19 protein-coding genes are annotated in these 21,896 nt (G+C 70.5%); 13 read left to right on the top strand and 6 right to left on the bottom strand.

Translation table 11 applies throughout. From position 1 onward, the window contains the following. Window positions 1-212 precede the first annotated feature (212 nt). On the top strand, window positions 213-1,391 hold the full coding sequence (locus tag ACFW9O_RS23975; RefSeq protein WP_384612010.1) for a hypothetical protein: 1,179 nt from the start codon (window positions 213-215) through the stop codon (window positions 1,389-1,391). Between the two features lie 133 nt (window positions 1,392-1,524). Here ACFW9O_RS23975 and ychF read toward each other — a convergent pair whose 3' ends face one another. Then, entirely contained in the window at window positions 1,525-2,613 is a 1,089-nt protein-coding gene (gene ychF / locus ACFW9O_RS23970; RefSeq protein ID WP_329207796.1) for a redox-regulated ATPase YchF, read from the bottom strand. Window positions 2,614-2,855: 242 nt separating this feature from the next. Between ychF and ACFW9O_RS23965 the strand changes: the two genes are divergently transcribed. Beyond that, complete coding sequence (locus ACFW9O_RS23965; protein WP_384612009.1) at window positions 2,856-3,455, top strand: DUF6542 domain-containing protein; 600 nt, start codon at window positions 2,856-2,858, stop codon at window positions 3,453-3,455. A 6-nt stretch (window positions 3,456-3,461) separates the two neighbouring features. Here the strand turns inward: ACFW9O_RS23965 and ppgK are convergent, their stop codons facing one another. Beyond that, entirely contained in the window at window positions 3,462-4,199 is a 738-nt protein-coding gene (gene ppgK, locus ACFW9O_RS23960) for a polyphosphate--glucose phosphotransferase (RefSeq protein WP_351175060.1), read from the bottom strand. Window positions 4,200-4,274: 75 nt separating this feature from the next. Next, window positions 4,275-5,264: a 4-hydroxy-3-methylbut-2-enyl diphosphate reductase gene (locus ACFW9O_RS23955; RefSeq protein ID WP_384612007.1), complete on the bottom strand. Its 990-nt coding sequence runs from the start codon at window positions 5,262-5,264 to the stop codon at window positions 4,275-4,277. An 86-nt stretch (window positions 5,265-5,350) separates the two neighbouring features. On the opposite strand from ACFW9O_RS23955, the gene ACFW9O_RS23950 reads away from it, so the two are divergent. From ACFW9O_RS23950 to ACFW9O_RS23935, 4 genes are all read left to right on the top strand, one after another. Next, window positions 5,351-6,694: an APC family permease gene (locus tag ACFW9O_RS23950; protein ID WP_384612005.1), complete on the top strand. Its 1,344-nt coding sequence runs from the start codon at window positions 5,351-5,353 to the stop codon at window positions 6,692-6,694. A gap of 90 nt (window positions 6,695-6,784) precedes the next feature. Beyond that, complete coding sequence (gene xseA, locus ACFW9O_RS23945) at window positions 6,785-7,996, top strand: exodeoxyribonuclease VII large subunit (protein ID WP_384612003.1); 1,212 nt, start codon at window positions 6,785-6,787, stop codon at window positions 7,994-7,996. Between the two features lie 69 nt (window positions 7,997-8,065). Beyond that, window positions 8,066-8,320 (top strand): exodeoxyribonuclease VII small subunit, encoded by a 255-nt coding sequence (locus tag ACFW9O_RS23940; RefSeq protein WP_384612001.1) that lies wholly within the window; start codon window positions 8,066-8,068, stop codon window positions 8,318-8,320. 224 nt (window positions 8,321-8,544) lie between these two features. Then, window positions 8,545-9,135 carry a malonic semialdehyde reductase gene (locus ACFW9O_RS23935; protein ID WP_384612000.1) on the top strand — a complete coding sequence of 197 codons (591 nt, stop codon included), beginning with the start codon at window positions 8,545-8,547 and terminating at the stop codon, window positions 9,133-9,135. Between the two features lie 72 nt (window positions 9,136-9,207). Here the strand turns inward: ACFW9O_RS23935 and ACFW9O_RS23930 are convergent, their stop codons facing one another. Next, window positions 9,208-9,729, bottom strand: coding sequence for a DUF4245 domain-containing protein (locus ACFW9O_RS23930; RefSeq protein WP_384611998.1), 522 nt, complete (start codon window positions 9,727-9,729; stop codon window positions 9,208-9,210). A 144-nt stretch (window positions 9,730-9,873) separates the two neighbouring features. Between ACFW9O_RS23930 and glpX the strand changes: the two genes are divergently transcribed. Then, the gene (gene glpX / locus ACFW9O_RS23925) at window positions 9,874-10,905 is read left to right on the top strand and encodes a class II fructose-bisphosphatase (RefSeq protein WP_329207811.1); all 1,032 of its coding nucleotides are present in this window, start codon (window positions 9,874-9,876) and stop codon (window positions 10,903-10,905) included. A gap of 62 nt (window positions 10,906-10,967) precedes the next feature. Here glpX and ACFW9O_RS23920 read toward each other — a convergent pair whose 3' ends face one another. After that, a complete protein-coding gene (locus ACFW9O_RS23920) occupies window positions 10,968-11,336 on the bottom strand; it encodes a WhiB family transcriptional regulator (RefSeq protein WP_329207812.1) in 369 nt (122 codons plus the stop codon). 157 nt (window positions 11,337-11,493) lie between these two features. After that, entirely contained in the window at window positions 11,494-12,165 is a 672-nt protein-coding gene (locus tag ACFW9O_RS23915) for a DUF1707 domain-containing protein (protein ID WP_384611995.1), read from the bottom strand. Window positions 12,166-12,412: 247 nt separating this feature from the next. On the opposite strand from ACFW9O_RS23915, the gene ACFW9O_RS23910 reads away from it, so the two are divergent. The 6 genes from ACFW9O_RS23910 (at window position 12,413) to ACFW9O_RS23885 (ending at window position 21,769) form a co-directional block, all read left to right on the top strand. Continuing rightward, a complete protein-coding gene (locus tag ACFW9O_RS23910; RefSeq protein WP_384611993.1) occupies window positions 12,413-14,080 on the top strand; it encodes a fumarate hydratase in 1,668 nt (555 codons plus the stop codon). A gap of 204 nt (window positions 14,081-14,284) precedes the next feature. Next, window positions 14,285-15,613 carry an MFS transporter gene (locus ACFW9O_RS23905; RefSeq protein ID WP_384611991.1) on the top strand — a complete coding sequence of 443 codons (1,329 nt, stop codon included), beginning with the start codon at window positions 14,285-14,287 and terminating at the stop codon, window positions 15,611-15,613. Between the two features lie 136 nt (window positions 15,614-15,749). Continuing rightward, window positions 15,750-17,153 carry a class II fumarate hydratase gene (locus tag ACFW9O_RS23900; protein WP_384611989.1) on the top strand — a complete coding sequence of 468 codons (1,404 nt, stop codon included), beginning with the start codon at window positions 15,750-15,752 and terminating at the stop codon, window positions 17,151-17,153. A 44-nt stretch (window positions 17,154-17,197) separates the two neighbouring features. Further along, window positions 17,198-17,902, top strand: coding sequence for a DUF402 domain-containing protein (locus ACFW9O_RS23895; RefSeq protein WP_384611987.1), 705 nt, complete (start codon window positions 17,198-17,200; stop codon window positions 17,900-17,902). 368 nt (window positions 17,903-18,270) lie between these two features. After that, the gene (locus ACFW9O_RS23890; protein WP_351180704.1) at window positions 18,271-20,190 is read left to right on the top strand and encodes a SpoIIE family protein phosphatase; all 1,920 of its coding nucleotides are present in this window, start codon (window positions 18,271-18,273) and stop codon (window positions 20,188-20,190) included. Window positions 20,191-20,305: 115 nt separating this feature from the next. Next, window positions 20,306-21,769: a catalase gene (locus tag ACFW9O_RS23885; protein WP_351180701.1), complete on the top strand. Its 1,464-nt coding sequence runs from the start codon at window positions 20,306-20,308 to the stop codon at window positions 21,767-21,769. The last annotated feature ends 127 nt before the right edge of the window (window positions 21,770-21,896 follow it).

Below are 21,896 nucleotides of genomic sequence, written 5' to 3'. Positions count from 1 at the left end.
AGTTCCCTTCGCGCTCGCCGCGAGCCCGTCCGCCCTCCCTACCAGGATAGAAGCGAAGAACCGGGTCGCGCCGGACGGCGCGTCCGCCCCGGGTGCGATGCCGAAGAGATCATGGGCGAACTCGCCGATCATGACCGGGTGATGGCCTCTCCCGATCCCTCGGGGCCTTCCGGCTGCGCCGGGTTGTCGGTGGTGACTGCTTCCATGACGCCATGAGCACCGTGCACGAGATCGCCGCCCTCCTTCCCGACCCCGCCGAACTCCGCGCCCACCTGCGTGCGTTGGCTGTCCTGGAGGCCAGGATCTGCGACGATCCACAGTTCTGTTACTACACCTTCAGCACCACCTGGGGCCCCGGCGAAGAGGCAGCCTTGATGGACAACGGCTCGGGGGACGATTTCTCGGTCCTCTTCACCCCGGCCGGCACGCTCATACGCGGGTTCGCCCACGAGTCGAGGATGAGCCCGTACGGGGCGGGCGACGAGCAGGTCTGGCCCGGTGTCATCGACGACGTACCCGCCGCGCTGCGCACGCTCCTGGACGAACCGGCCTTCCGGGACGACGACATCGACGCCCCTCACGTCACCGCCTGCCTGTGGCGGGAGACCGACGACACGACGTGGCGCACGGGCTCGTCCATCGCCTTCCCGCCCGGCAGCGAGGACCCTGACGGCTCCGGCTTCCTCTTCCATCTCCTCGCCGACCGCTCCCCCGAAGCCGTCCGGGCCCACTTCGAGGACTGCTACGAGCGCCCCGTCCCTCTCGACGCCGTCCGTCACGTCCTGGCCGGACATCCGCTCACCCCCGCGATCGCCTCAGCCCTCAACCCGGCCGCCCTCTCGGACGACGCCTTGCTCGAAAGGATCGCCGCGCATCCCGAGACCGCCTCCTACCTGGCCTGCGACGGAGAGTTCGACCTCGCCCGCACCGACCCGATCGAGTCGATCGCCCTGCCCAACGGCCTCCCGGTCGAGCCCGTCGCCGGCTGCAACGCGGGCGGCACCCACTACCTCTGCGGCCCGGCCGACCCCGGCGGCCCCCGCCCCGTCCTCTACACCGACTCCGAGGGCCGGGCCACCCTGATCGGCGAGTCCCTCGCTGAGGCCCTGACCCTCGCTGTCGTCCTCCCGTCCTGGCACGACGCCCTGGCCGGCTTTCGGCCCCCGGCCCTGGGCTCCGATTACCTCGACGACCACCCGGACCACCCCGCGGCCTGCGAACGCCTCCTGGCCGCCCTGGGACTCCCCCCGGCGACGGAACAGGACGTACTCGACCGCCTCGTCACCACAGCCGCCCGCACCGTCCCGGACGGCTTCCTCCCCTACGTTCCCGATGAGGAGGACTCCCCCTTCGAGCCGATGCTCGAACTGCCGGCCGACCGCTCCAGGTAACGGTGCGTCAGGACATCCGGCACCCATCCCGCAGTGGAACGGCGCGGAAAACGGCAAGGGGTCGGCTCCCGGAGGAGCCGACCCCTTGCCACCTGCGAACCTGCCGGAACGCCCTGGCCCAGTGACGGACCGATCAGACGTTGAAGCGGAACTCCACCACGTCGCCGTCCTGCATGACGTAGTCCTTGCCCTCCATGCGGGCCTTGCCCTTGGCGCGGGCCTCGGCGACCGAGCCCGTCTCGACCAGGTCGTCGAAGGAGATGATCTCCGCCTTGATGAAGCCCTTCTGGAAGTCGGTGTGGATCACACCGGCCGCCTCGGGAGCCGTGGCGCCCTTCTTGATCGTCCAGGCGCGGGTCTCCTTCGGGCCTGCCGTGAGGTAGGTCTGCAGACCCAGCGTGTCGAAGCCGACGCGGCCGAGGGTCGCCAGGCCGGGCTCTTCCTGGCCCATGGACTGGAGCAGCTCGAGGGCCTCGTCGTCGTCGAGCTCGATCAGCTCGGACTCGATCTTGGCGTTGAGGAAGATGGCCTCGGCCGGGGCGACGAGGGCGCGCTGCTCGTTCTTGAAGTCCTCGTCGACCAGCTCGTCCTCGTCGACGTTGAAGACGTACAGGAACGGCTTCGTCGTGAGCAGGTGCAGCTCGTGCAGGAGCTGCCCCTTCTCCGTGGCCGCGGTGATGCCCACGGAGAAGAGTGTGTCGCCCGCCTCGAGGATCTTCTGGGCCTCCTCGACCGCGGCGAGGACGGCGACCTTCTCCTTCTGGAGGCGGGCCTCCTTCGTCAGGCGCGGGACGGCCTTCTCGACGGACTGGAGGTCGGCCAGGATCAGCTCGGTGTTGATCGTCTCGATGTCGTCCTTGGGCGAGACCTTGCCGTCGACGTGGACGACGTTCTCGTCCTTGAAGGCACGGATGACCTGGCAGATGGCATCGGACTCGCGGATGTTCGCGAGGAACTTGTTGCCCAGGCCCTCACCCTCGCTCGCGCCGCGCACGATGCCCGCGATGTCGACGAAGTCGACGGTGGCGGGGAGCAGCTTCTGCGAGCCGAAGATCTCGGCGAGCGTGTGCAGGCGCGGGTCGGGGACGCCCACGACTCCGACGTTCGGCTCGATGGTGGCGAACGGGTAGTTGGCCGCCAGCACGTCGTTCTTGGTCAGGGCGTTGAACAGGGTCGACTTGCCGACATTCGGCAGGCCGACGATTCCGATCGTGAGCGACACTTTGGCGACTTCCTGAGGTGAGGACGATGAGTGAGCTGAGGGGCTGTGGAGGGCGGGCCCGGTGTGGACCGATTCTCCAGTTTACGGGCGGGGCGGGGCGGCCGGTCACGGGTCCGGGGCGGGGCGGGTGTGCGGCCGGACGGGGCAGGTTTCGGCCGAGCGGTATCGAACGCAGGGCCAAGGTCGGCCAAAGCGCGTGTCCAACGCCCGAAAGGACCCGCGCCGCGACCTAGGTTGTCCAGGTGGAGCAGCACAGGACACGTACCCCGCAGCGCAGGCAGCCCCAGCAGGCCCCGCTGTCCCCGCCGGGCGGCCTCGGCGAGGCCGCGGCCTATCCGGTACCGGCAGGCGTGGGAGTGGCGGTCGCACCGGGGCCTGCGCCCAGGTCCCGCACCGTCGCACCCGTGGTGCTCGCGCTGCGCAGGTTCCCCAACCCCCGGCTGACCGGCATCGGCGCCGGGCTCTTCGCGGCCCTGGTCATGTTCCTGCTGGCCTGCCTGGACCGGTTGCTCCTCGGCAGTTCGGAGGTCGTGTACGGGGTGCTGTTCCTGCCCGTCAGCGCGCTGACGGCGCTCTGGGTGCGCCCCGCCGACCTGGTCACGGCGCCGATCAGTGTGCCCATCGCCTTCGCCGTCGGTGTGATCCCGGTCGCGGGGGGCACGGGCGGTTTCGGCGGGCAGACGATGGCCGTCGTCACGGCGCTCGCCGTCCATGCGGGCTGGCTGTACGGGGGCACGCTCGTCGCCGGGATCATCGCGACCGTTCGCAAGGTCCGGCACATGCGGGAGCGGCAGCGGCACCTGGCCAGGTCCGGTCAGGGTGCGCGCCGCCCCCGTCCGTAGCCCTGGTCAGTTCCCCGCGGCCGCCATGGCCGCGCCCACGATGCCCGCGTTGTTCTGCAGCTCGGCCGGAACCACCTCGGCCCGTACGTGTTCGATGAGGGGGAGGAACTTCTCCGCCTTGCGGCTGACTCCCCCGCCGATGATGAAGAGTTCGGGCGAGAACAGCATCTCCACGTGGACCAGGTACTTCTGCACCCGGTGCGCCCAGTGGTGCCAGCTCAGGTCCTCGTCCTCCTTGGCCTTCGTGGAGGCGCGCTTCTCCGCGTCGTGCCCGTGCAGTTCCAGGTGGCCGAGCTCGGTGTTGGGGACCAGCTGTCCGCCGGTGAAGAGGGCGCTGCCGATCCCCGTGCCCAGGGTCAGCATGATCACGGTGCCCTTGCGGCCGCGACCCGCTCCGAACGTCATCTCGGCGATTCCGGCCGCGTCGGCGTCGTTGAGGATCGTGACCGGCTGCCCGATGCGGCCGCTGAGCAGCGCACGGGCGTCCGTGTCGATCCAGTCCTTGTCCACGTTGGCCGCGGTACGGGTGATGCCGCCCGTGACCACCCCGGGGAACGTGATGCCGACCGGGCCCTGCCAGTCGAAGTGGCCGACAACCTCGGCCACACCGTCGGCCACGCTCGCGGGCGTGGCCGGATGCGGTGTCAGTACTTTGTGGCGCTCCTGCGCCAGCTCTCCGCGGTCCAGGTCCACGGGCGCACCCTTGATCCCTGACCCACCGATGTCCACACCGAAGATCTCCATGGAATCCACGGTACGGGCAGGTGGCACGGATCACTTCCCGGGGAGGGGATCCGTGCCACGCGGGGTGCGTTCCCCCTACTCGGCGGAGAGTGCGGCCGCCTCGGCGCGCAGGTCCCTGCGGAGCTCCTTGGGCAGCGAGAAGATGATCGACTCGTCCGCGGTCTTCACCGTCTCCACGTCGCCGTAACCCCGCTCGGCCAGCCACTCCAGCACCCCGTCGACCAGGACGTCGGGGACCGAGGCACCCGAGGTGAGGCCGACCGTGCTGACGCCCTCCAGCCAGCTCTCGTCGATCTCGTCGGCGAAGTCCACCAGGTGTGCGGCGGGCGCGCCGGCGTCCAGGGCGACCTCGACCATGCGGATGGAGTTCGACGAGTTCTTGGAGCCGACGACGATGACCAGCTCGGCGTCCTCGGCCAGCTTCTTCACCGCGATCTGGCGGTTCTGCGTGGCGTAGCAGATGTCGTCGCTGGGCGGGGAGATCAGCTTCGGGAACTTCGCCTTGAGCGCGTCCACCGTCTCCATCGTCTCGTCGACGGAGAGCGTGGTCTGGGAGAGCCAGACGACCTTCGACTCGTCGCGTACGGAGACGCCCGCGACGTCCTCGGGGCCGTCGACCAGCGTGATGTGGTCGGGGGCCTCACCGCTCGTGCCGATGACTTCCTCGTGGCCCTCGTGGCCGATCAGGAGGATGTCGTAGTCCTCCTTGGCGAAGCGGACGGCTTCCTTGTGGACCTTGGTGACGAGCGGGCAGGTCGCGTCGATGGTGGCGAGCTTGCGCTCGGCGGCCTCCGCGTGGACGGTCGGCGCGACTCCGTGGGCGGAGAACATCACGATGGAGCCCTCGGGGACCTCCGCGGTGACGTCGACGAAGATCGCGCCCTTCTTCTCCAGGGTCTGTACGACGTACTTGTTGTGCACGATCTCGTGCCGGACGTAGATCGGGGCCCCGTACTGCTCCAGGGCCTTCTCGACGGCGATCACGGCACGGTCCACGCCCGCGCAGTAGCCACGGGGCGCGGCGAGAAGGACACGGCGGGCAGGAGTAGCAGTCATGCGTCCCATCGTAAGGCCGTACCGAACAGGCGCGGGCTCGGCGGGGTCGGGAGACTGAAGCCCTGTGCGGCGGGCAGGCGAGCGACGGAGGACTCATGGCGGGCAGCAGCGCGGACGGCGGAAGGCTGCGACGCACGCTCGGCTTCCGGGACCTGGTGGTCTACGGGCTGCTTTTCATCGCCCCGATGGCGCCGGTCGGCGTGTTCGGCACGCTCGACGCGAAGTCCGACGGCGCCGTCGCTCTGGTCTATGTCGTGGCGACTGTCGTGATGGCCTTCACCGCCTTCAGTTACGCCCAGATGGTGCGCGTGGCACCACTGGCGGGTTCGGTCTTCGCGTACGCCCGCAAGGGGCTCGGGGAGGGGCCGGGTTTCATCGCGGGCTGGATGGCGATGCTCGACTACCTGCTCATTCCGGCGGTCGCCTACCTCTTCTCCGGGATCGCGATGAACGCGCTGGTCCCGGAGGTGTCGCGGTGGGTGTGGACGGCGATCGCGGTGGCCGTGACCACGCTGCTCAACCTGTGGGGCGTGCGGGCGGCCGCCCGGGTGGGCTTCGCGGTGCTCACCATGGAAATCGTGGTGCTGCTGGTGTTCGTGGTGTCCGCGGTGGTGGTCCTCGCCAGGGACGGGGCACAGCGCGGCTGGCTGACCCCGTTCACCGGGGACTCCGGTTTCTCGATGACGGCGGTGCTGGGGGCGGTGTCCGTCGCGGTGCTCTCGTATCTGGGCTTCGACGCGATCGCCTCGTTCGCGGAGGAGGTGACGGGGGGTTCGGCGAAGGTGGCGCGGGCCGTGCTGTTCTGTCTCGTCCTCGCCGGGGTGCTGTTCGTGGTCCAGTCGTACCTGGCGGCGCTGCTGCAGCCGGTGACCTCGGCGGAACTGGCGGCGGACCCGGTGATGCAGGGGTCGGCGTTCTACGACGCGGTGGACGCCTCGGTCGGGACGTGGCTGCACGATCTGGTGGCCGTGAGCAAGGCCGTCGGGGCGGCCTTCGCGGCGCTGGCCGGGCAGGCCGCGGCCGGCCGGCTGGTGTTCGCCATGGCCCGGGAGCACCGGCTGCCGTCGTTCCTCGCCCGGGTCGACGGCGGGTCCGGGGTACCGCGCGTCGCGATCGGGGGCGCCGCGGTCGTGACGCTGGTGGCGGCGGTGTGGGCGGCCCGGCGCGACGACGGGCTCGACCATCTGGTGTCGGTCGTGAACGTGGGCGCCCTCACGGCGTTCGTACTGCTGCACGCGTCGGTGGTGGGCTGGTTCGCGGTACGCCGGATGGAGGGCCCGCCGAACTGGTGGCGCCACGTGCTGCTGCCGGTGGTGGGCGCCGGTGTCCTGATCGCGGTCATCCTCGAGGCGACGACGAGCGCCCAGCTGGTGGGGCTGTGCTGGCTGGGCATCGGCCTGGTGGTGCTCGGGGCCCAGTGGGGGCGGCAGGCGGCCTGAGGAACGCGGTGGGGCGGGCGGCGCCCCCGGGGGCCGGGAGCCTGGCCGGGTTCCCCCGTCGATGTCCGTCCCGGCCGATACGCTCGCCGCATGGCTCTCACTACGTCCCCGGAAGCTCCGCTGCCCGTCGGCGACGTGTCACGGCTCATCGGGGGGTGGATCGACCGGCTCGGCGCGGTCTGGGTCGAGGGGCAGATCACCCAGCTGTCGCGGCGGCCGGGCGCCGGCGTCGTCTTTCTGACACTGCGTGACCCGTCGCACGACATCTCGGTGAGCGTGACGTGCTTCCGCCAGGTGTTCGACCGGATCGCCGACGTGGTGACGGAGGGCGCGCGGGTCGTCGTCCTGGCCAAGCCCGAGTGGTACGCGCCGCGCGGGCAGCTGTCCCTGCGGGCCACGGAGATACGGCCGGTGGGCATCGGCGAGCTGCTGGTCCGGCTGGAGCAGCTGAAGAAGTCGCTGGCCGCCGAGGGCCTGTTCGCACCGGACCGCAAGAAGCCCCTGCCGTTCCTGCCGCAGCTGATCGGCCTGGTCTGCGGGAGGGCGTCGGCGGCCGAGCGCGATGTCCTGGAGAACGCGCGGCGCCGCTGGCCCGCGGTGCGCTTCGAGGTACGCAACACCGCCGTTCAGGGAGTGCACGCGGTGAACCAGGTCGTCCAGGCGGTGAGGGAGCTCGACGAGCTGGCCGAGGTCGACGTGATCGTCGTCGCGCGCGGCGGCGGCAGCGTGGAGGACCTCCTGCCGTTCTCCGACGAGCAGCTCATCCGCGCGGTGGCCGCGTGCCGTACGCCGGTGGTGTCGGCCATCGGACACGAGCCGGACTCCCCCCTGCTCGATCTGGTCGCGGACCTGCGGGCGTCGACGCCGACCGACGCGGCCAAGAAGGTCGTCCCCGACGTGGGCGAGGAGCTCGACCGGGTGCAGCAGCTCCGGGACCGGGCGCTGCGGACCGTACGGGGACTGCTCGACCGGGAGGAGCGAGGGCTGGCGCACGCGCTGGGCCGGTCCGCCATGGAGCGCCCGCAGCGGATGGTGGACGAGCGGGCGGCGGAGATCGACGCGCTGGCCGGGCGGAGCCGCCGGGTACTGGGCCATCTGCTGGACCGGGCCGACTCGGAGCTCGCGCACACCCGCGCGCGGGTGGTCGCGCTGTCACCCGCGGCGACGCTGGAGCGGGGGTACGCGGTGCTGCAGCGGCCGGACGGGCATGTGGTGCGCTCCCCGGCGGACGCCGGGGAGCCGGGCGGGGAGCTGCGGGCCCGGGTGTCGGAGGGCGAGTTCACGGTGCGGGTGGCCGAGTGACGCGCCGGAGGCCGGGGGCGGGCCGGTGGCCGGGCCCTTGATGTCACAGCTCACGAATAGGGTGAACGCATGACGGACGACGGGACGACGACTGCGGCCGCGGCCACCGGCACGCTCGGTTACGAGCAGGCACGGGACGAGCTGATCGAGGTCGTGCGCCGCCTGGAGGCGGGCGGCACGACGCTGGAGGAGTCGCTGGCCCTGTGGGAGCGCGGCGAGGAGCTGGCGAAGGTGTGCCGGCGCTGGCTGGAGGGCGCGCGCGCCCGGCTGGACGCGGCGCTGGCCGGCCCGGAGGAGCCCGCGCAGGGCGAGCGCACGGACTGATTCCGACGGCGGCGCCGGATCCGCCCGAACGGGGCGGTGCACTGTGCGGTCGATCACCCTGGGACCGATTTAGTTGAACGTTAATCAATATCTCGGTTACGGTGATCACATCGCTTTGCGCGACCCACGTGACATGCGTGATCCACACGCCCGCGCGACCGCGTGCCGGCGTGATCCCCATGAGCACGTGACCCCGTAGCCGCCTTCGGAAGGTAACCCCCCAGATGTCCCTCGTCCTTGACCCCGCCGCCCAGGACCTCCTCTTCCGCGAGGCCCGCACCGCCAACACGTTCACCGACGAGCCGGTGACCGAGGAGCAGGTCCAGGCGATCTACGACCTGGTCAAGTACGGCCCCACCGCCTTCAACCAGTCGCCGCTGCGCGTCATCCTGGTCCGCTCGGCGGAGGGCCGCGAGCGGCTCGTCCAGCACATGGCCGAGGGCAACCGGCCGAAGACCGCCGCCGCGCCGCTGGTGGCGATCCTCGTCGCGGACAACGAGTTCCACGAGGAGCTCCCGGCGCTCCTGCCGCACTTCCCGCAGGCCAAGGACGTGTTCTTCTCCGAGCGTCCGGTCCGTGAGAAGTCCGCCGCGCTCAACTCCGCGCTGCAGGCCGCCTACTTCATCGTGGGCGTCCGCGCCGCCGGGCTGGCCGCCGGCCCGATGACCGGCTACGACGCCGCGGGCATCGAGAAGGAGTTCCTCGACGCCGACCACCAGGTGCTCATGGTCGTCAACATCGGCAAGCCGGGCGAGGAGGCCTCGCTCCCGCGGCTGCCGCGCCTGTCCTACGACGAGGTCGTCACGACCGTCTGAGTCCCGGGAAACACCGAAGACCCCCGCAGCGCTCGGCGCCGCGGGGGTCTTCGACGTAGGGAGGAACGCGGTTCAGGGAGCCGTCTTCAGCGCAGCCGCCATCTCCGTCAGCCGCTCCGTCGAGGCCGAGCCCGTGACCACGGTCGTCACGCCCTCGGCGTGCAGCACGAGGGCGTCGTACTTCGGGCCCTCCCACTGCTGCCACGCCTCACCGGCCACCTCGCGGGTACGCCCGGTGTTCCTGGCGTCCTGGCTGACCTCGGGGACGTACTTCTTCGCCGGGGACGTGGACTGCTCCACCGCGACGTACTTGCCGTCCGGGTCGAGGAAGCCCAGGTGCCAGCCGGCGCCCGCCTGCCCCTCGTACGAGACGGAGGTCGGCTTCCACTCCTTCGACAGCCCGGCCGGGGCGGCCACCGGATACGGTGCCGCGCGCCTGGCCGTCGCGAGCTCGACCCGGTAGTCCACGGCGCGGACCGGATCGGCCTTGTCGTCGTGCGGGACGAAGATGTAGATGACGCCCGCCAGTGCGGTGATGACCATCATCGACAGGAACATGTCCCGGACGGTCTGCTTGCCTCGCTTGCTTGCCACGGACTCAATGGTGGCATGGGCTTCCGGACACCCGGCCACGGGGCTTCCGCTCATACGTGACCCGCCCTGCTCATTTTATCGACCTACCGATAGAGTCACAGCACCCTCTTTTCCGGTCGTCGTCGTACAGAAAGGTGCGCTCCGATGTCCGAGCATCATCTGCCGTCCCAGCTCGAGGTCTCTCCGGAGGCCCCCGACCGCAACCTGGCCCTGGAGCTGGTCCGGGTCACCGAGGCCGCCGCCATGGCCGCCGGGCGCTGGGTCGGCCGCGGCGACAAGATCGGCGCCGACGGCGCCGCCGTGAAGGCCATGCGAACCCTCGTCTCCACCGTGTCGATGAACGGCATCGTCGTCATCGGTGAGGGCGAGAAGGACGAGGCCCCCATGCTGTTCAACGGCGAGCGGGTCGGCGACGGCACCGGCGCCGAGGTCGACATCGCCGTCGACCCGATCGACGGGACCACGCTCAACGCCAAGGGCATGCCGAACGCGATCGCCGTGCTGGCGGCCGCCGACCGCGGTGCGATGTTCGACCCGTCCGCCGTCTTCTACATGGACAAGCTGGTGACCGGCCCCGAGGCGGCCGACTTCGTGGACATCAACGCGCCGGTGTCGGTGAACATCCGACGCGTCGCGAAGGCCAAGAACTCCACTCCGGAGGACGTCACCGTCGTCATCCTGGACCGCCCCCGGCACGAGGGCATCGTCAAGGAGATCCGGGAGACGGGCGCCCGGATCAAGTTCATCTCCGACGGCGACGTGGCCGGCTCCATCATGGCCGCCCGCGAGGGGACCGGCGTCGACCTGCTCATGGGCATCGGCGGAACGCCCGAAGGCATCATCTCGGCCTGCGCCATAAAGTGCCTCGGCGGTGTCATCCAGGGCAAGCTCTGGCCCAAGGACGAGGCCGAGCGTCAGCGTGCGCTGGACGCCGGGCACGATCTGGACCGGGTGCTGTCGACGGACGACCTCGTCAGCGGGGACAACGTGTTCTTCGTCGCCACCGGGATCACCGACGGTGAGCTGCTGCGCGGTGTGCGGTACCGCGCGGAGACGGCGACCACGGAGTCCCTGGTGATGCGCTCCAAGTCGGGCACGATCCGGAAGATCGACTCGACGCACCGGCTCTCGAAGCTGCGCGCCTACAGCGCCATCGACTTCGACCGCGCCAAGTAGAACCTGCGAACAGGGGTGAGGGGGCTGCCCACCGGCAGCCCCCTCACCCCTGTTCGCGGTGCTCAGCCGGCTGCGAGGTGTTCCGTGGGGGCCGCCGTCTTCAGCTCGATGTCGCGCCTGCGCCGCCGGGCGAGCACCACGCGGCGTTCGGCGGCCGTGAGGCCGCCCCACACCCCGTAGGGCTCGGGCTGTATGAGCGCGTGTTCGCGGCAGTCCACCATCACCGGGCACCGCGCGCAGACCTGTTTCGCAGCCTCCTCGCGTGACAGCCGGGCAGCAGTCGGCTCCTTCGACGGGGCGAAGAACAGCCCGGCTTCGTCCCGGCGGCACACCGCCTCCGCATGCCAGGGGCCTGCCTGGTCCTCCCGCGCAGGACTGCGCTGGGACGGCACGGCGGCGACCTGCAGGGGCTGATGCGGCAGTTGCAGCACGGTCCACTCCTGACGACGGCTTCGCGAGCGAGAGACGATGCAGCACTCCCTACCCGCTGTACGCACGCCTATGCACTGAGTGGCCTCGACTTCGAGCCCACCCAATTCCGCTCGACCGCTTTTTGGCCGGAATTCGAGCCGTACCGGCCACCCTGTATCAGTGGCCGAGGTGTTTGCGCAGCTGGTCGTGGAGGTTGGCAATGAGCTTGCCACGCTTGGGCTTTGCCTCGACGCTCCCGAAGACGGAATAGCCGTTGACTACGACCACCGGGGCTTCCGGGTCTGTCGATTCCAGTGTGTCGACTTCGAAATTGCCGAAAATGCCTGTTCCGCTACCGCGCAGCGAGATGTTCTCGGGCACCCTGATCTCGACACTGCCGAAGATGGACGTCGCATTGATCACGGTCAGACGCTGGCCGAAAAGGGCCTCGGTCAGATCGATCTCGACGCTGCCGAAGAGCGAGAAGGCGTTCGTACGGCCGCCGACGCGCCAACGGCCCTTCCGGGTGGAGCTGCTGAAGACCGCCACGAGGTTCTCGGCGGGCCCGGTCGGCCCCTCCGGGCCGTACCCGTACGGAGAGGTGGCCGGCCGGCCGGTGACCCCGCTCGCGGGCAGGTCCCGGACCAGCGGTGCGAGTTCGCCCACGGTCTTGGCCCGGTAGACCAGGTCGACCCGCTCGGCGTGCTCCTCGGCGGTGAGCCGCCCCTCGGCCATGGCCTCCCGAAGGATGTCCGCGATCCGGTCGCGGTCCGCGTCGGATGCACGGATACCGGCAGGCGCGGGACCGGCCGGAGCTACGGGCTGCTGGGGCTGCTTCTCGAGGTCCACCGGCCCAGCGTACCCAAACGCGATAGATCGCGACCAGTACCCCTGCGGCACTTCCGCGGGATCCGGCCCCGTTCGGCCCCGGTGCGGCGACGGATCGAGCCACCGGCCGGTCATGATCCGGACGAAAGGCCCGGGCCGGATCCGGGTGAGCCCTACCTCACAGGCCCGCCGCCCGCGCGGGGTCCTACCCTGGTGGATGCGCTGCCCAAGGGAGGACGGCGCTGTCGCCGAGTGAGGAATGGCCGTAATGCCAGAGTTTGCGTACTCCGATCTGCTCCCACTGGGAGAGGACACCACGCCGTACCGGCTGGTGACCGCCGAGGGCGTCTCGACCTTCGAGGCCGACGGCCGTACGTTCCTCAAGGTGGCTCCGGAGGCCCTGCGCACCCTCGCCGCCGAGGCCATGCACGACATCTCGCACTACCTGCGGCCCGCCCACCTGGCGCAGCTGCGGCGCATCGTGGACGACCCCGAGGCGTCGTCGAACGACAAGTTCGTCGCCCTCGACCTCCTGAAGAACGCGAACATCGCCGCCGCGGGTGTCCTGCCCATGTGCCAGGACACCGGTACGGCGATCGTCATGGGCAAGCGCGGACAGAACGTGCTGACCGAGGGCGGTGACGAGGAGGCCCTGTCGCACGGCATCTTCGACGCGTACACCGAGCTCAACCTGCGCTACTCGCAGATGGCCCCGCTGACCATGTGGGACGAGAAGAACACCGGCTCGAACCTCCCGGCCCAGATCGAGCTGTACGCGACCGACGGCGGCGCGTACAAGTTCCTCTTCATGGCCAAGGGCGGCGGCTCGGCCAACAAGTCGTTCCTCTTCCAGGAGACCAAGGCGGTCCTCAACGAGACCTCCATGATGAAGTTCCTGGAGGAGAAGATCCGCTCCCTGGGGACGGCCGCCTGCCCGCCGTACCACCTGGCGATCGTCGTCGGCGGTACGTCGGCGGAGTTCGCGCTCAAGACCGCGAAGTACGCCTCCGCGCACTACCTGGACGAGCTGCCCGCCGAGGGCTCCCCGACCGGCCACGGCTTCCGGGACAAGGAGCTGGAGGAGAAGGTCTTCGAGCTGACGCAGAAGATCGGCATCGGCGCCCAGTTCGGCGGAAAGTACTTCTGCCACGACGTGCGCGTGGTCCGCCTCCCCCGGCACGGTGCCTCGCTGCCCGTCGCCATCGCCGTGTCCTGCTCGGCCGACCGCCAGGCCACCGCGAAGATCACCGCCGAGGGCGTCTTCCTCGAGCAGCTGGAGAAGGACCCGGCGCGCTTCCTCCCGGACACCACCGACGAGCACCTCGACGAGGCGGGTGACGTCGTACGCATCGACCTCAACCGGCCGATGGACGACATCCTCGCCGAGCTGACCAAGTACCCGGTCAAGACCCGGCTCTCGCTGACCGGCCCGCTGGTCGTGGCGCGCGACATCGCGCACGCCAAGATCAAGGAGCGGCTCGACGCGGGCGAGGAGATGCCCCAGTACCTCAAGGACCACCCGGTGTACTACGCGGGCCCGGCGAAGACGCCCGAGGGTTACGCGTCCGGTTCCTTCGGCCCCACGACGGCCGGCCGCATGGACAGCTATGTCGCGCAGTTCCAGGCGGCGGGCGGCTCCAAGGTGATGCTCGCCAAGGGCAACCGGTCCCGGCAGGTCACCGACGCGTGCGACGCCCACGGCGGCTTCTACCTCGGCTCGATCGGCGGCCCCGCGGCGCGTCTCGCGCAGGACTGCATCAAGAAGGTCGAGGTCGTCGAGTACGAGGAGCTCGGCATGGAGGCGGTCTGGCGCATCGAGGTGGAGGACTTCCCCGCGTTCGTCGTGGTCGACGACAAGGGCAACGACTTCTTCACCGAGCCCGCCCCGGCACCGACGTTCACCAGCATTCCCGTGCGCGGCCCCGGCCTCGGCTGACCGGCCGCACGCGTCCAGGGGCGTTCCCGGCACCGCCGGGGCGCCCCTGGGGCATTCCCGCTCAACCGGGTCGTGCTCTTTGTACGGCACTGTGCGGCAATCATTGGCGGTGGGCCCGAATGACCGCTCTTCACACGTGTGCAGATTGCCTGTGCGCGGGCGGTACGGGTGCTGCGGGCGGGGTGGCCGGGCGAGGATGAGCGGATGACTCCCGGCATCGGCACCACGGACAACACGGCTCGCCCGGAACGCCGTTATCGATTTCTTGTCGCGGGTTACGCCGTCTCCTCGTACGGCACTTTCCTGAATACCGTGGCACTCAATCTCTTCGTCTATGCGACGACGGGCCGGGCGCTCGCCATGGGGCTGTTCATGGCCGTGCGGCTGGCGTCGGGATTCGCCGCGGGACTGACGGCCGGCGGGCTGCTCGCACGTTTCACGGCGAAGAGCGTCATGCTGTGGACGAACGTCGCGCAGGCCGCGGTGATGCTGTCGCTGGTCCTCGCGCCCGAGGGGCTGCGGACGGGTGCGCTGGTCGCGGTCTGTGTCGTCGTCGGCGCCTGCGGGACGCTGTTCATGGTGGCGTTGCGCAGTTCCGTTCCGGAGATGGTGGCCCCGGACCGGCTCACCTGGGCGAACTCCCTCTCCATCACCGCGCGCTCGGTGGCGATGGTGGCGGGGTTCGCGTCCGCCGGTGTGGTGGTGTCGCTGGTGGGGTACACGGCGGCCTTCGTCATCGATACGGCGACCTTCGTGGTGTGTGCGGTGACGGTGGCTCTGCTGCCGGTCGCGGGCGGCGCGGCGGGCACGGACGCGAAGGCGGAGCCGGCCGGGGGCGCGAAGGCGGAGCCGCCGGGCCGGAGGCGGATGCCCGTCGCCCTCGCCGCGCTGGCCGCCGCGCCGGGCCTCGGACTGATGGTGGCGCTGCGCGGGGTGGACGCCTTCGGCTCCTCCTCCCACAACGCCGCGCTGCCCGTCCACTCCAGCGCACTGGACGCCTCGCACCCCGCGGTGTTCGTCAGCGCGTTCTGGTGCCTGTGGGCGGTCGGGAACATAGGCGCGCAGCAGGTGATCCAGCGCTTCGCCCGACGCACGGGCCGCGCGGTGGGTGCGCTGGGCTTCGGCTACGGGACGGTGGTGATGTCCGCGGCGTTCATCCTCGCGTTCGCCGGTCTGCCGCTCGCCGCGACGGCTGCCGTCGCCCTGGTCGCCGGGGCGGCGGACGGGCTGACGGAAGTCTCGTACACCTCGCACCTGCAGACGCTCTCCGCCCGGCTGCGCGGTCACGCGTTCGGGCTGTCCGCGACCTTCGAGAACCTCGGCTTCGGCGTCGGCATGATCATCGTGGCGGCCGCACTGGAGGGCTACAGCCCTCTGACCGTGGTCGCCTGGTCCCACGGGGCCGCCATCATGGTCGCGCTTGGGTTCCTGCTGCGGGTGTCCGCGCGGCAGGGCGGGGAGCAAGAGGTACGCCACCGGGTGAGGCCGCCGCGTCGCGGCGACCGGGACGGCGCCGGGACACCCCTGGGCTGACACACCGCGCACGGGAGCGGGGACGCCGCCGCGCCCTGCCGGTTCAAGGAGTTGCTCCAGGTATTTACTGACGGAGGACTCCGCCGGAATACCTGGAACGCGGCACGCGCTCGTCTCCATCAGGAGGTTGGAACACATGGACGGATCGACCGAGGACCCGCAGTACCGCATCGAGCACGACTCGATGGGAGAGGTGAGGGTCCCCGCGCACGCGAAGTGGCGGGCCCAGACGCAGCGCGCCGTGGAGAACTTCCCGGTGTCCGGGCAGCGGATCGAACGGGCCCACATCGAGGCACTGGCCCGGATCAAGGCCGCCGCGGCCAAGGTCAACGCGGAGCTGGGGGTACTGGATCCCGGGATCGCGCGGGCGATTCAGGAGGCCGCCGCCGAGGTCGTCACGGGGCGGTGGGACGAGCACTTCCCCGTCGACGTGTTCCAGACAGGTTCCGGCACGTCGTCCAACATGAACACCAACGAGGTCGTGGCGACGCTCGCCACGGAGCGGCTGGGGCGTGAGGTCCACCCCAACGACCACGTCAACGCCTCGCAGTCGTCGAACGACGTGTTCCCCTCCTCCATCCACATCGCCGCGACCGCCGCGGTGACCGCCGATCTGATCCCGGCCCTTGAGCATCTGGCGGTTTCCCTGGAGCGGAAATCAGCCGAATTCGCGGAGGTCGTGAAGTCGGGCCGTACGCATCTGATGGATGCCACACCCGTCACCCTGGGCCAGGAGTTCGGCGGGTACGCGGCGCAGATCCGTTACGGCGTCGAGCGGCTCCGGGCCTCGCTCCCCCGCCTCGCCGAGCTCCCGCTGGGCGGTACGGCGGTGGGCACCGGGATCAACACTCCGCCCGGCTTCTCGGCCGCCGTGATCGCGGAGGTCGCCAGGACCACCGGGCTGCCGCTCACCGAGGCGCGCAACCACTTCGAGGCGCAGGGGGCCCGGGACGGGCTCGTCGAGACGTCGGGCCAGCTCCGTACCGTCGCCGTCTCGCTCACCAAGATCTCCAACGATCTGCGCTGGATGGCGTCGGGTCCCCGCACCGGGCTCGCCGAGATCAATCTGCCCGATCTCCAGCCCGGTTCGTCGATCATGCCGGGCAAGGTCAATCCGGTGATCCCGGAGGCCGTGCTGATGGTCGCGGCCCAGGTCACGGGCAACGACGCCACGGTCGCGGCCGCCGGAGCAGCCGGCAACTTCGAGCTGAACGTGATGCTTCCGGTGATCGCCAGGAACCTGCTGGAGTCGGTGCGCCTGCTCGCGAACGCCTCCCGGCTGCTCGCCGACCGCACGGTCGACGGCATCACGGCCAACGTGGAGCGGGCCCGGCAGTACGCGGAGTCCTCGCCGTCGGTGGTGACCCCGCTGAACAAGTACATCGGCTACGAGGAGGCGGCGAAGGTCGCCAAGAAGTCCCTGGCCGAGGGCACCACGATCCGGGAGACCGTGCTGGCAGGGGGGTACGTGGAGCGCGGCGACCTGAGTGAGGAGCAGCTCGACGAGGCCCTGGACGTGTTGCGTATGACGAGGCCGTGACGCGTATCGCAGCGTGCGGGCGCCCGCATCCGTAAGATCTCTTCATGACAGCCACGGAAGCGGGTACGGGAGCAGGCACCGGCGCCGGTGCGGGAAACGGCACGTACTGGGCACCTGGGGACCAGATCCTCTGGCGCTACCGCGGTAACGGCGGCGGGAGCCCCGTGCACATCTGCCGGCCGGTCACCGTCGTCCAGGACACCGACGAACTGCTCGCCGTGTGGATGGCGCCCGGCACGGAATGCGTGAAGCCCGTGCTCGTCGACGGCACCCAGGTGCACGCCGAGCCGCTGGCCACCCGCTACACGCGCCCGCGCAAAACGGTGCGTGCGCACTGGTTCGGCGCGGGTGTGCTGAAGCTCGCCCGGCCGGGCGATCCGTGGTCGGTCTGGCTGTTCTGGGACCGCGGCTGGCTCTTTCGCAACTGGTACGTCAACCTCGAGGAACCCCGCGCCCGCTGGGCCGGGGGCGTCGATTCCGAGGACCACTTCCTCGACATCTCCGTGCACCCCGACCGCAGCTGGGAGTGGCTCGACGAGGACGAGTTCGCCCAGGCCCAGCGGGTCGGGCTGATGGATGCCGCCACCGCCCGGGGCGTGCGGGAGGCGGGCCTGGCGGCGGTCGACGTGATCCGCGCCTGGGGGGCTCCGTTCCGGGACGGCTGGGAGCACTGGCGCCCCGATCCGCAGTGGCGGGTTCCGCCGCTGCCGGATGACTGGGACCGCACCCCCGCCCCCACGCGGTCGTGAGACCCTTGATGCACCCCAGGGGGGCAAACGTAGGATCGCCTTCCACGATCCGCGTCGCCACAACCGGCGGACGTGGCACGGGACCTGACCACAAGTCATCGCACACGTCGCATGAACCGCACGGGCCACGGAGCCGGGCGGGTCGTGCGGTCGCCTGAACCGCTACGAGGGGGTGGAGACGTGCTCGCTGTCCGCTGCCCCGTCGCCGGAATGACCGATATCGGCCCACCGCGCGGCCGTGCGGTTTCGGCCCCGCTTCTGAGGGCATCCGGTGACAGCCGTTGTTCTTACCGCTCTTGCCGGGGCACAGTGGCGCCCCACGAGGTGATTGCCTCATACAACCGGCCCGGACGGACGGAATCCCACGCGTGACGGAGCATCCCACCTCCCACGAAGGCCGGCAGCCCCTCGCTGCCCGGTCGCAGGAACGCGCCCGGCCCCGGCAGCAGGAGTCCGGACCGGGCGCCGCTGCCACCGCCGCGATCCCCGGCCCCTCCGCGGTGCCGAATCCGGGACCCGGTACCGCCCCGGAGTCCGCCTCGCCCGGCGTCGACACCCAGGCGGTCACCCGCCGCGAAGGCGACCGGCTGCGTTTCGTCGGCGCGGCGACCCGCCGGATCGCCCGGGGCATAGACCTCGACGAGATCGTGCTCGGTCTGTGCCGGGCCAGCGTGCCGACGTTCTCCGACGCCATACTCGTCTATCTGCGCGACCCGCTCCCGGTGGGCGACGAGCGTCCCGTCAACCCCTTCGTGCTGCGGCTGCGGCGCACCGACAGGCTGCGGCTGACCGACGAGGACAGCGAGAACGGCCCGGAGGGCGAGCGGCTGCGGCTGCCCGTCACCGACCCGCAGGCCGGTCTGCTGCCCGCCGCCGACCTGTGCGAGGTCCTGGCGGGCGGTGCGCTCGCCGAGGTCCTCCGCGGGGTGCGTCCCGTCTTCGGGGACTCCGCCGCGGCCCGCGTCGCCCTGCCCGAACTGCTCGGGGCGGGCCGTACCGTTCCCACCGGACACCGCGCGATCCTGGCACCGCTGCGCGGCCGGCGCCGGGTCATCGGCGCCGCCGTCTTCCTGCGCGGTACGGACCGCCCGCCCTTCGAGGCCAACGACCTGCTGGTCGCGGCCCAGCTCGCCACGCACACCGCGCTGGGCATCGACAAGGCCGTGCTGTACGGCCGCGAGGCGTACATCGCCGACGAGCTGCAGCGCACGATGCTGCCCGACTCGCTGCCGCAGCCCACCGGCGTGCGCCTGGCCTCCCGCTACCTTCCGGCCGCCGAGACGGCCAGGGTCGGCGGTGACTGGTACGACGCGATCCCGCTGCCGGGCAGCCGGGTCGCCCTGGTCGTCGGCGACGTGATGGGCCACTCCATGACGTCCGCGGCGATCATGGGCCAGCTGCGCACCACCGCGCAGACCCTGGCCGGTCTCGACCTGCCGCCGCAGGAGGTCCTGCACCACCTGGACGAGCAGGCGCAGCGCCTCGGCAGCGACCGGATGGCGACCTGCCTGTACGCGGTGTACGACCCGGTCGCGCACCGGATCACCATCGCCAACGCCGGCCACCCGCCGCCCGTGCTCCTGCATCTGGGCGGCCGGGCGGAGGTGCTGCGGGTGCCGCCGGGTGCCCCGATCGGCGTCGGCGGGGTCGACTTCGAGGCCGTCGAGCTGGACGCGCCGGCCGGTGCCACGCTGCTGCTGTACACGGACGGTCTGGTGGAGTCGCGCCTGCGGGACGTGTGGACCGGTATCGAGCAGTTGCGGGAGCGGCTCGCCGCGACGGCGCAGCTGACCGGGCCGGACCATTCGCCTCCGCTGGAGGCGCTCTGCGACGACGTGCTCGACATGCTGGGCCCCGGCGACCGGGACGACGACATCGCTCTGCTGGCCGCCCGTTTCGACGGAATCGCGCCGAGCGACGTCGCGTACTGGTTCCTGGAACCGGAGGACGCAGCTCCGGGCCGGGCCCGCAGGCTGGCCCGCAGGGCTCTCAGCCGGTGGGGGCTGGACGCCCTCTCGGACGAGGTGGAGCTGCTGGTCAGCGAGGTGGTGACCAATGCGGTGCGGTACGCGGAGCGCCCGGTGACCCTCCGGTTGCTGCGGACCGACATCCTGCGCTGCGAGGTCGGCGACGACTCCCCGCAGCTGCCCCGGCAGCGCCGCGCCCGCGATACGGACGAGGGCGGACGGGGTCTGTTCCTGGTCAACCGGCTGGCCAGGAGATGGGGGGCCACCCGGCTCTCCACGGGCAAAGTCGTCTGGTTCGAGATGGCTATTCCTGGCTCGTAGTACTTCATCACGTTCTGGACCCTTTCCAGATGTTGCCGACCTCCCGTCGGCGGAGTTGACTTCAGTCGTGAACGAAGCGACCTGAACGAACCCCCACACCGACGGGAGGCCGATCGTGACCGAGGAAGCCGGCAAGGTTCCTTACACCACGAACAACGCCGGGATCCCGGTGGAGAGCGACGAACATTCGCTCACCGTCGGATCCGACGGCCCGATCCTGCTCCAGGACCACTACCTCATCGAGAAGATGGCCCAGTTCAACCGTGAACGGGTCCCCGAACGGGTGGTCCACGCCAAGGGCTCCGGCGCCTACGGCATCTTCGAAGTGACGAACGACGTCAGCCAGTTCACCAAGGCGGACCTCTTCCAGCCGGGCAAGCGCACCGAGATGCTCGCCCGCTTCTCCACGGTCGCCGGTGAACAGGGTTCGCCCGATACCTGGCGTGACCCGCGCGGATTCGCACTGAAGTTCTATACCGAGCACGGTAACTACGACATGGTCGGCAACAACACGCCGGTCTTCTTCGTACGGGACCCGATGAAGTTCCAGGACTTCATCCGCTCCCAGAAGCGCCGCCCGGACAGCGGGGTGCGCGACCACGACATGCAGTGGGACTTCTGGACCCTCTCGCCGGAGTCGGCGCACCAGGTCACCTGGCTGATGGGCGACCGGGGCATCCCGAAGACGTACCGCCACATGAACGGCTACAGCTCGCACACCTATATGTGGGTGAACGCGGGCGGCGAGCGGTTCTGGGTGAAGTACCACTTCAAGACCGACCAGGGCATCGACTTCTACACGCAGGCCGACGCCGACGCGATGGCCGGGACCGACGGCGACGCCCACCGCCGCGATCTGTTCGACTCGATCGAGCACGGCGACCACCCGAGCTGGACCCTGAAGGTCCAGATCATGCCGTTCGACGACGCACCGGACTACCGGTTCAACCCGTTCGACCTGACCAAGGTGTGGCCGCAGGGCGACTACCCGCTGATCGAGGTCGGCCGGATGACGCTGAACAAGAACCCGGAGGACTTCTTCGTCCACATCGAGCAGGCGTCCTTCGAGCCGTCGAACATGGTGCCCGGCATCGGTCCGTCGCCCGACAAGATGCTGCTCGGCCGGCTCTTCTCGTACCCGGACACCCACCGGTACCGGATCGGCCCGAACTATCTGCAGCTGCCGCCCAACCGGCCGCGTTCGCCCGTCCACTCGTACGCGAAGGACGGCCCCATGCGGTACGAGCCGGCGCGCACGGGTGCGGTCTACGCGCCGAACTCGTACGGCGGCCCCGCGGCGGACACCGCCCGCTTCGGGGAGCCCGCGGGCTGGGCCACGGCGGGCGAGATGGTCCACGAGGCGTACACGCTGCGCAAGGACGACGACGACTGGGGCCAGCCGGGCACGCTGGTGCGCGAGGTGATGGACGACGCGGCGCGGGACCGGCTCGTCTCCAACGTCTCCGGCCATCTGCTGGACGGCGTGAGCAAGCCGGTCCTGGAGCGTGCGCTGCAGTACTGGCGCAACATCGACAAGACCGTCGGCGACCGGATCGCCAAGAAGGTGAACGGCGGCTGACGCACGGCATGCGGAAGGGGGGGGGGGGGGGGGCCGCCCCCCGGGACAGTCTCCAAGTACGCCCCGAACCAGTACCCGGGCCGCGACCGGGCGGGGGTGGCCGCCGCGGGGGGGGGGGGGGGGTCGG

Source organism: Streptomyces sp. NPDC059499 (assembly GCF_042749285.1).
In the GTDB taxonomy this organism is placed as follows: Bacteria; Actinomycetota; Actinomycetes; order Streptomycetales; family Streptomycetaceae; genus Streptomyces.
Note: the sequence above shows the minus strand (reverse complement) of the source record. Positions and strands in the feature narration are given on the sequence as shown.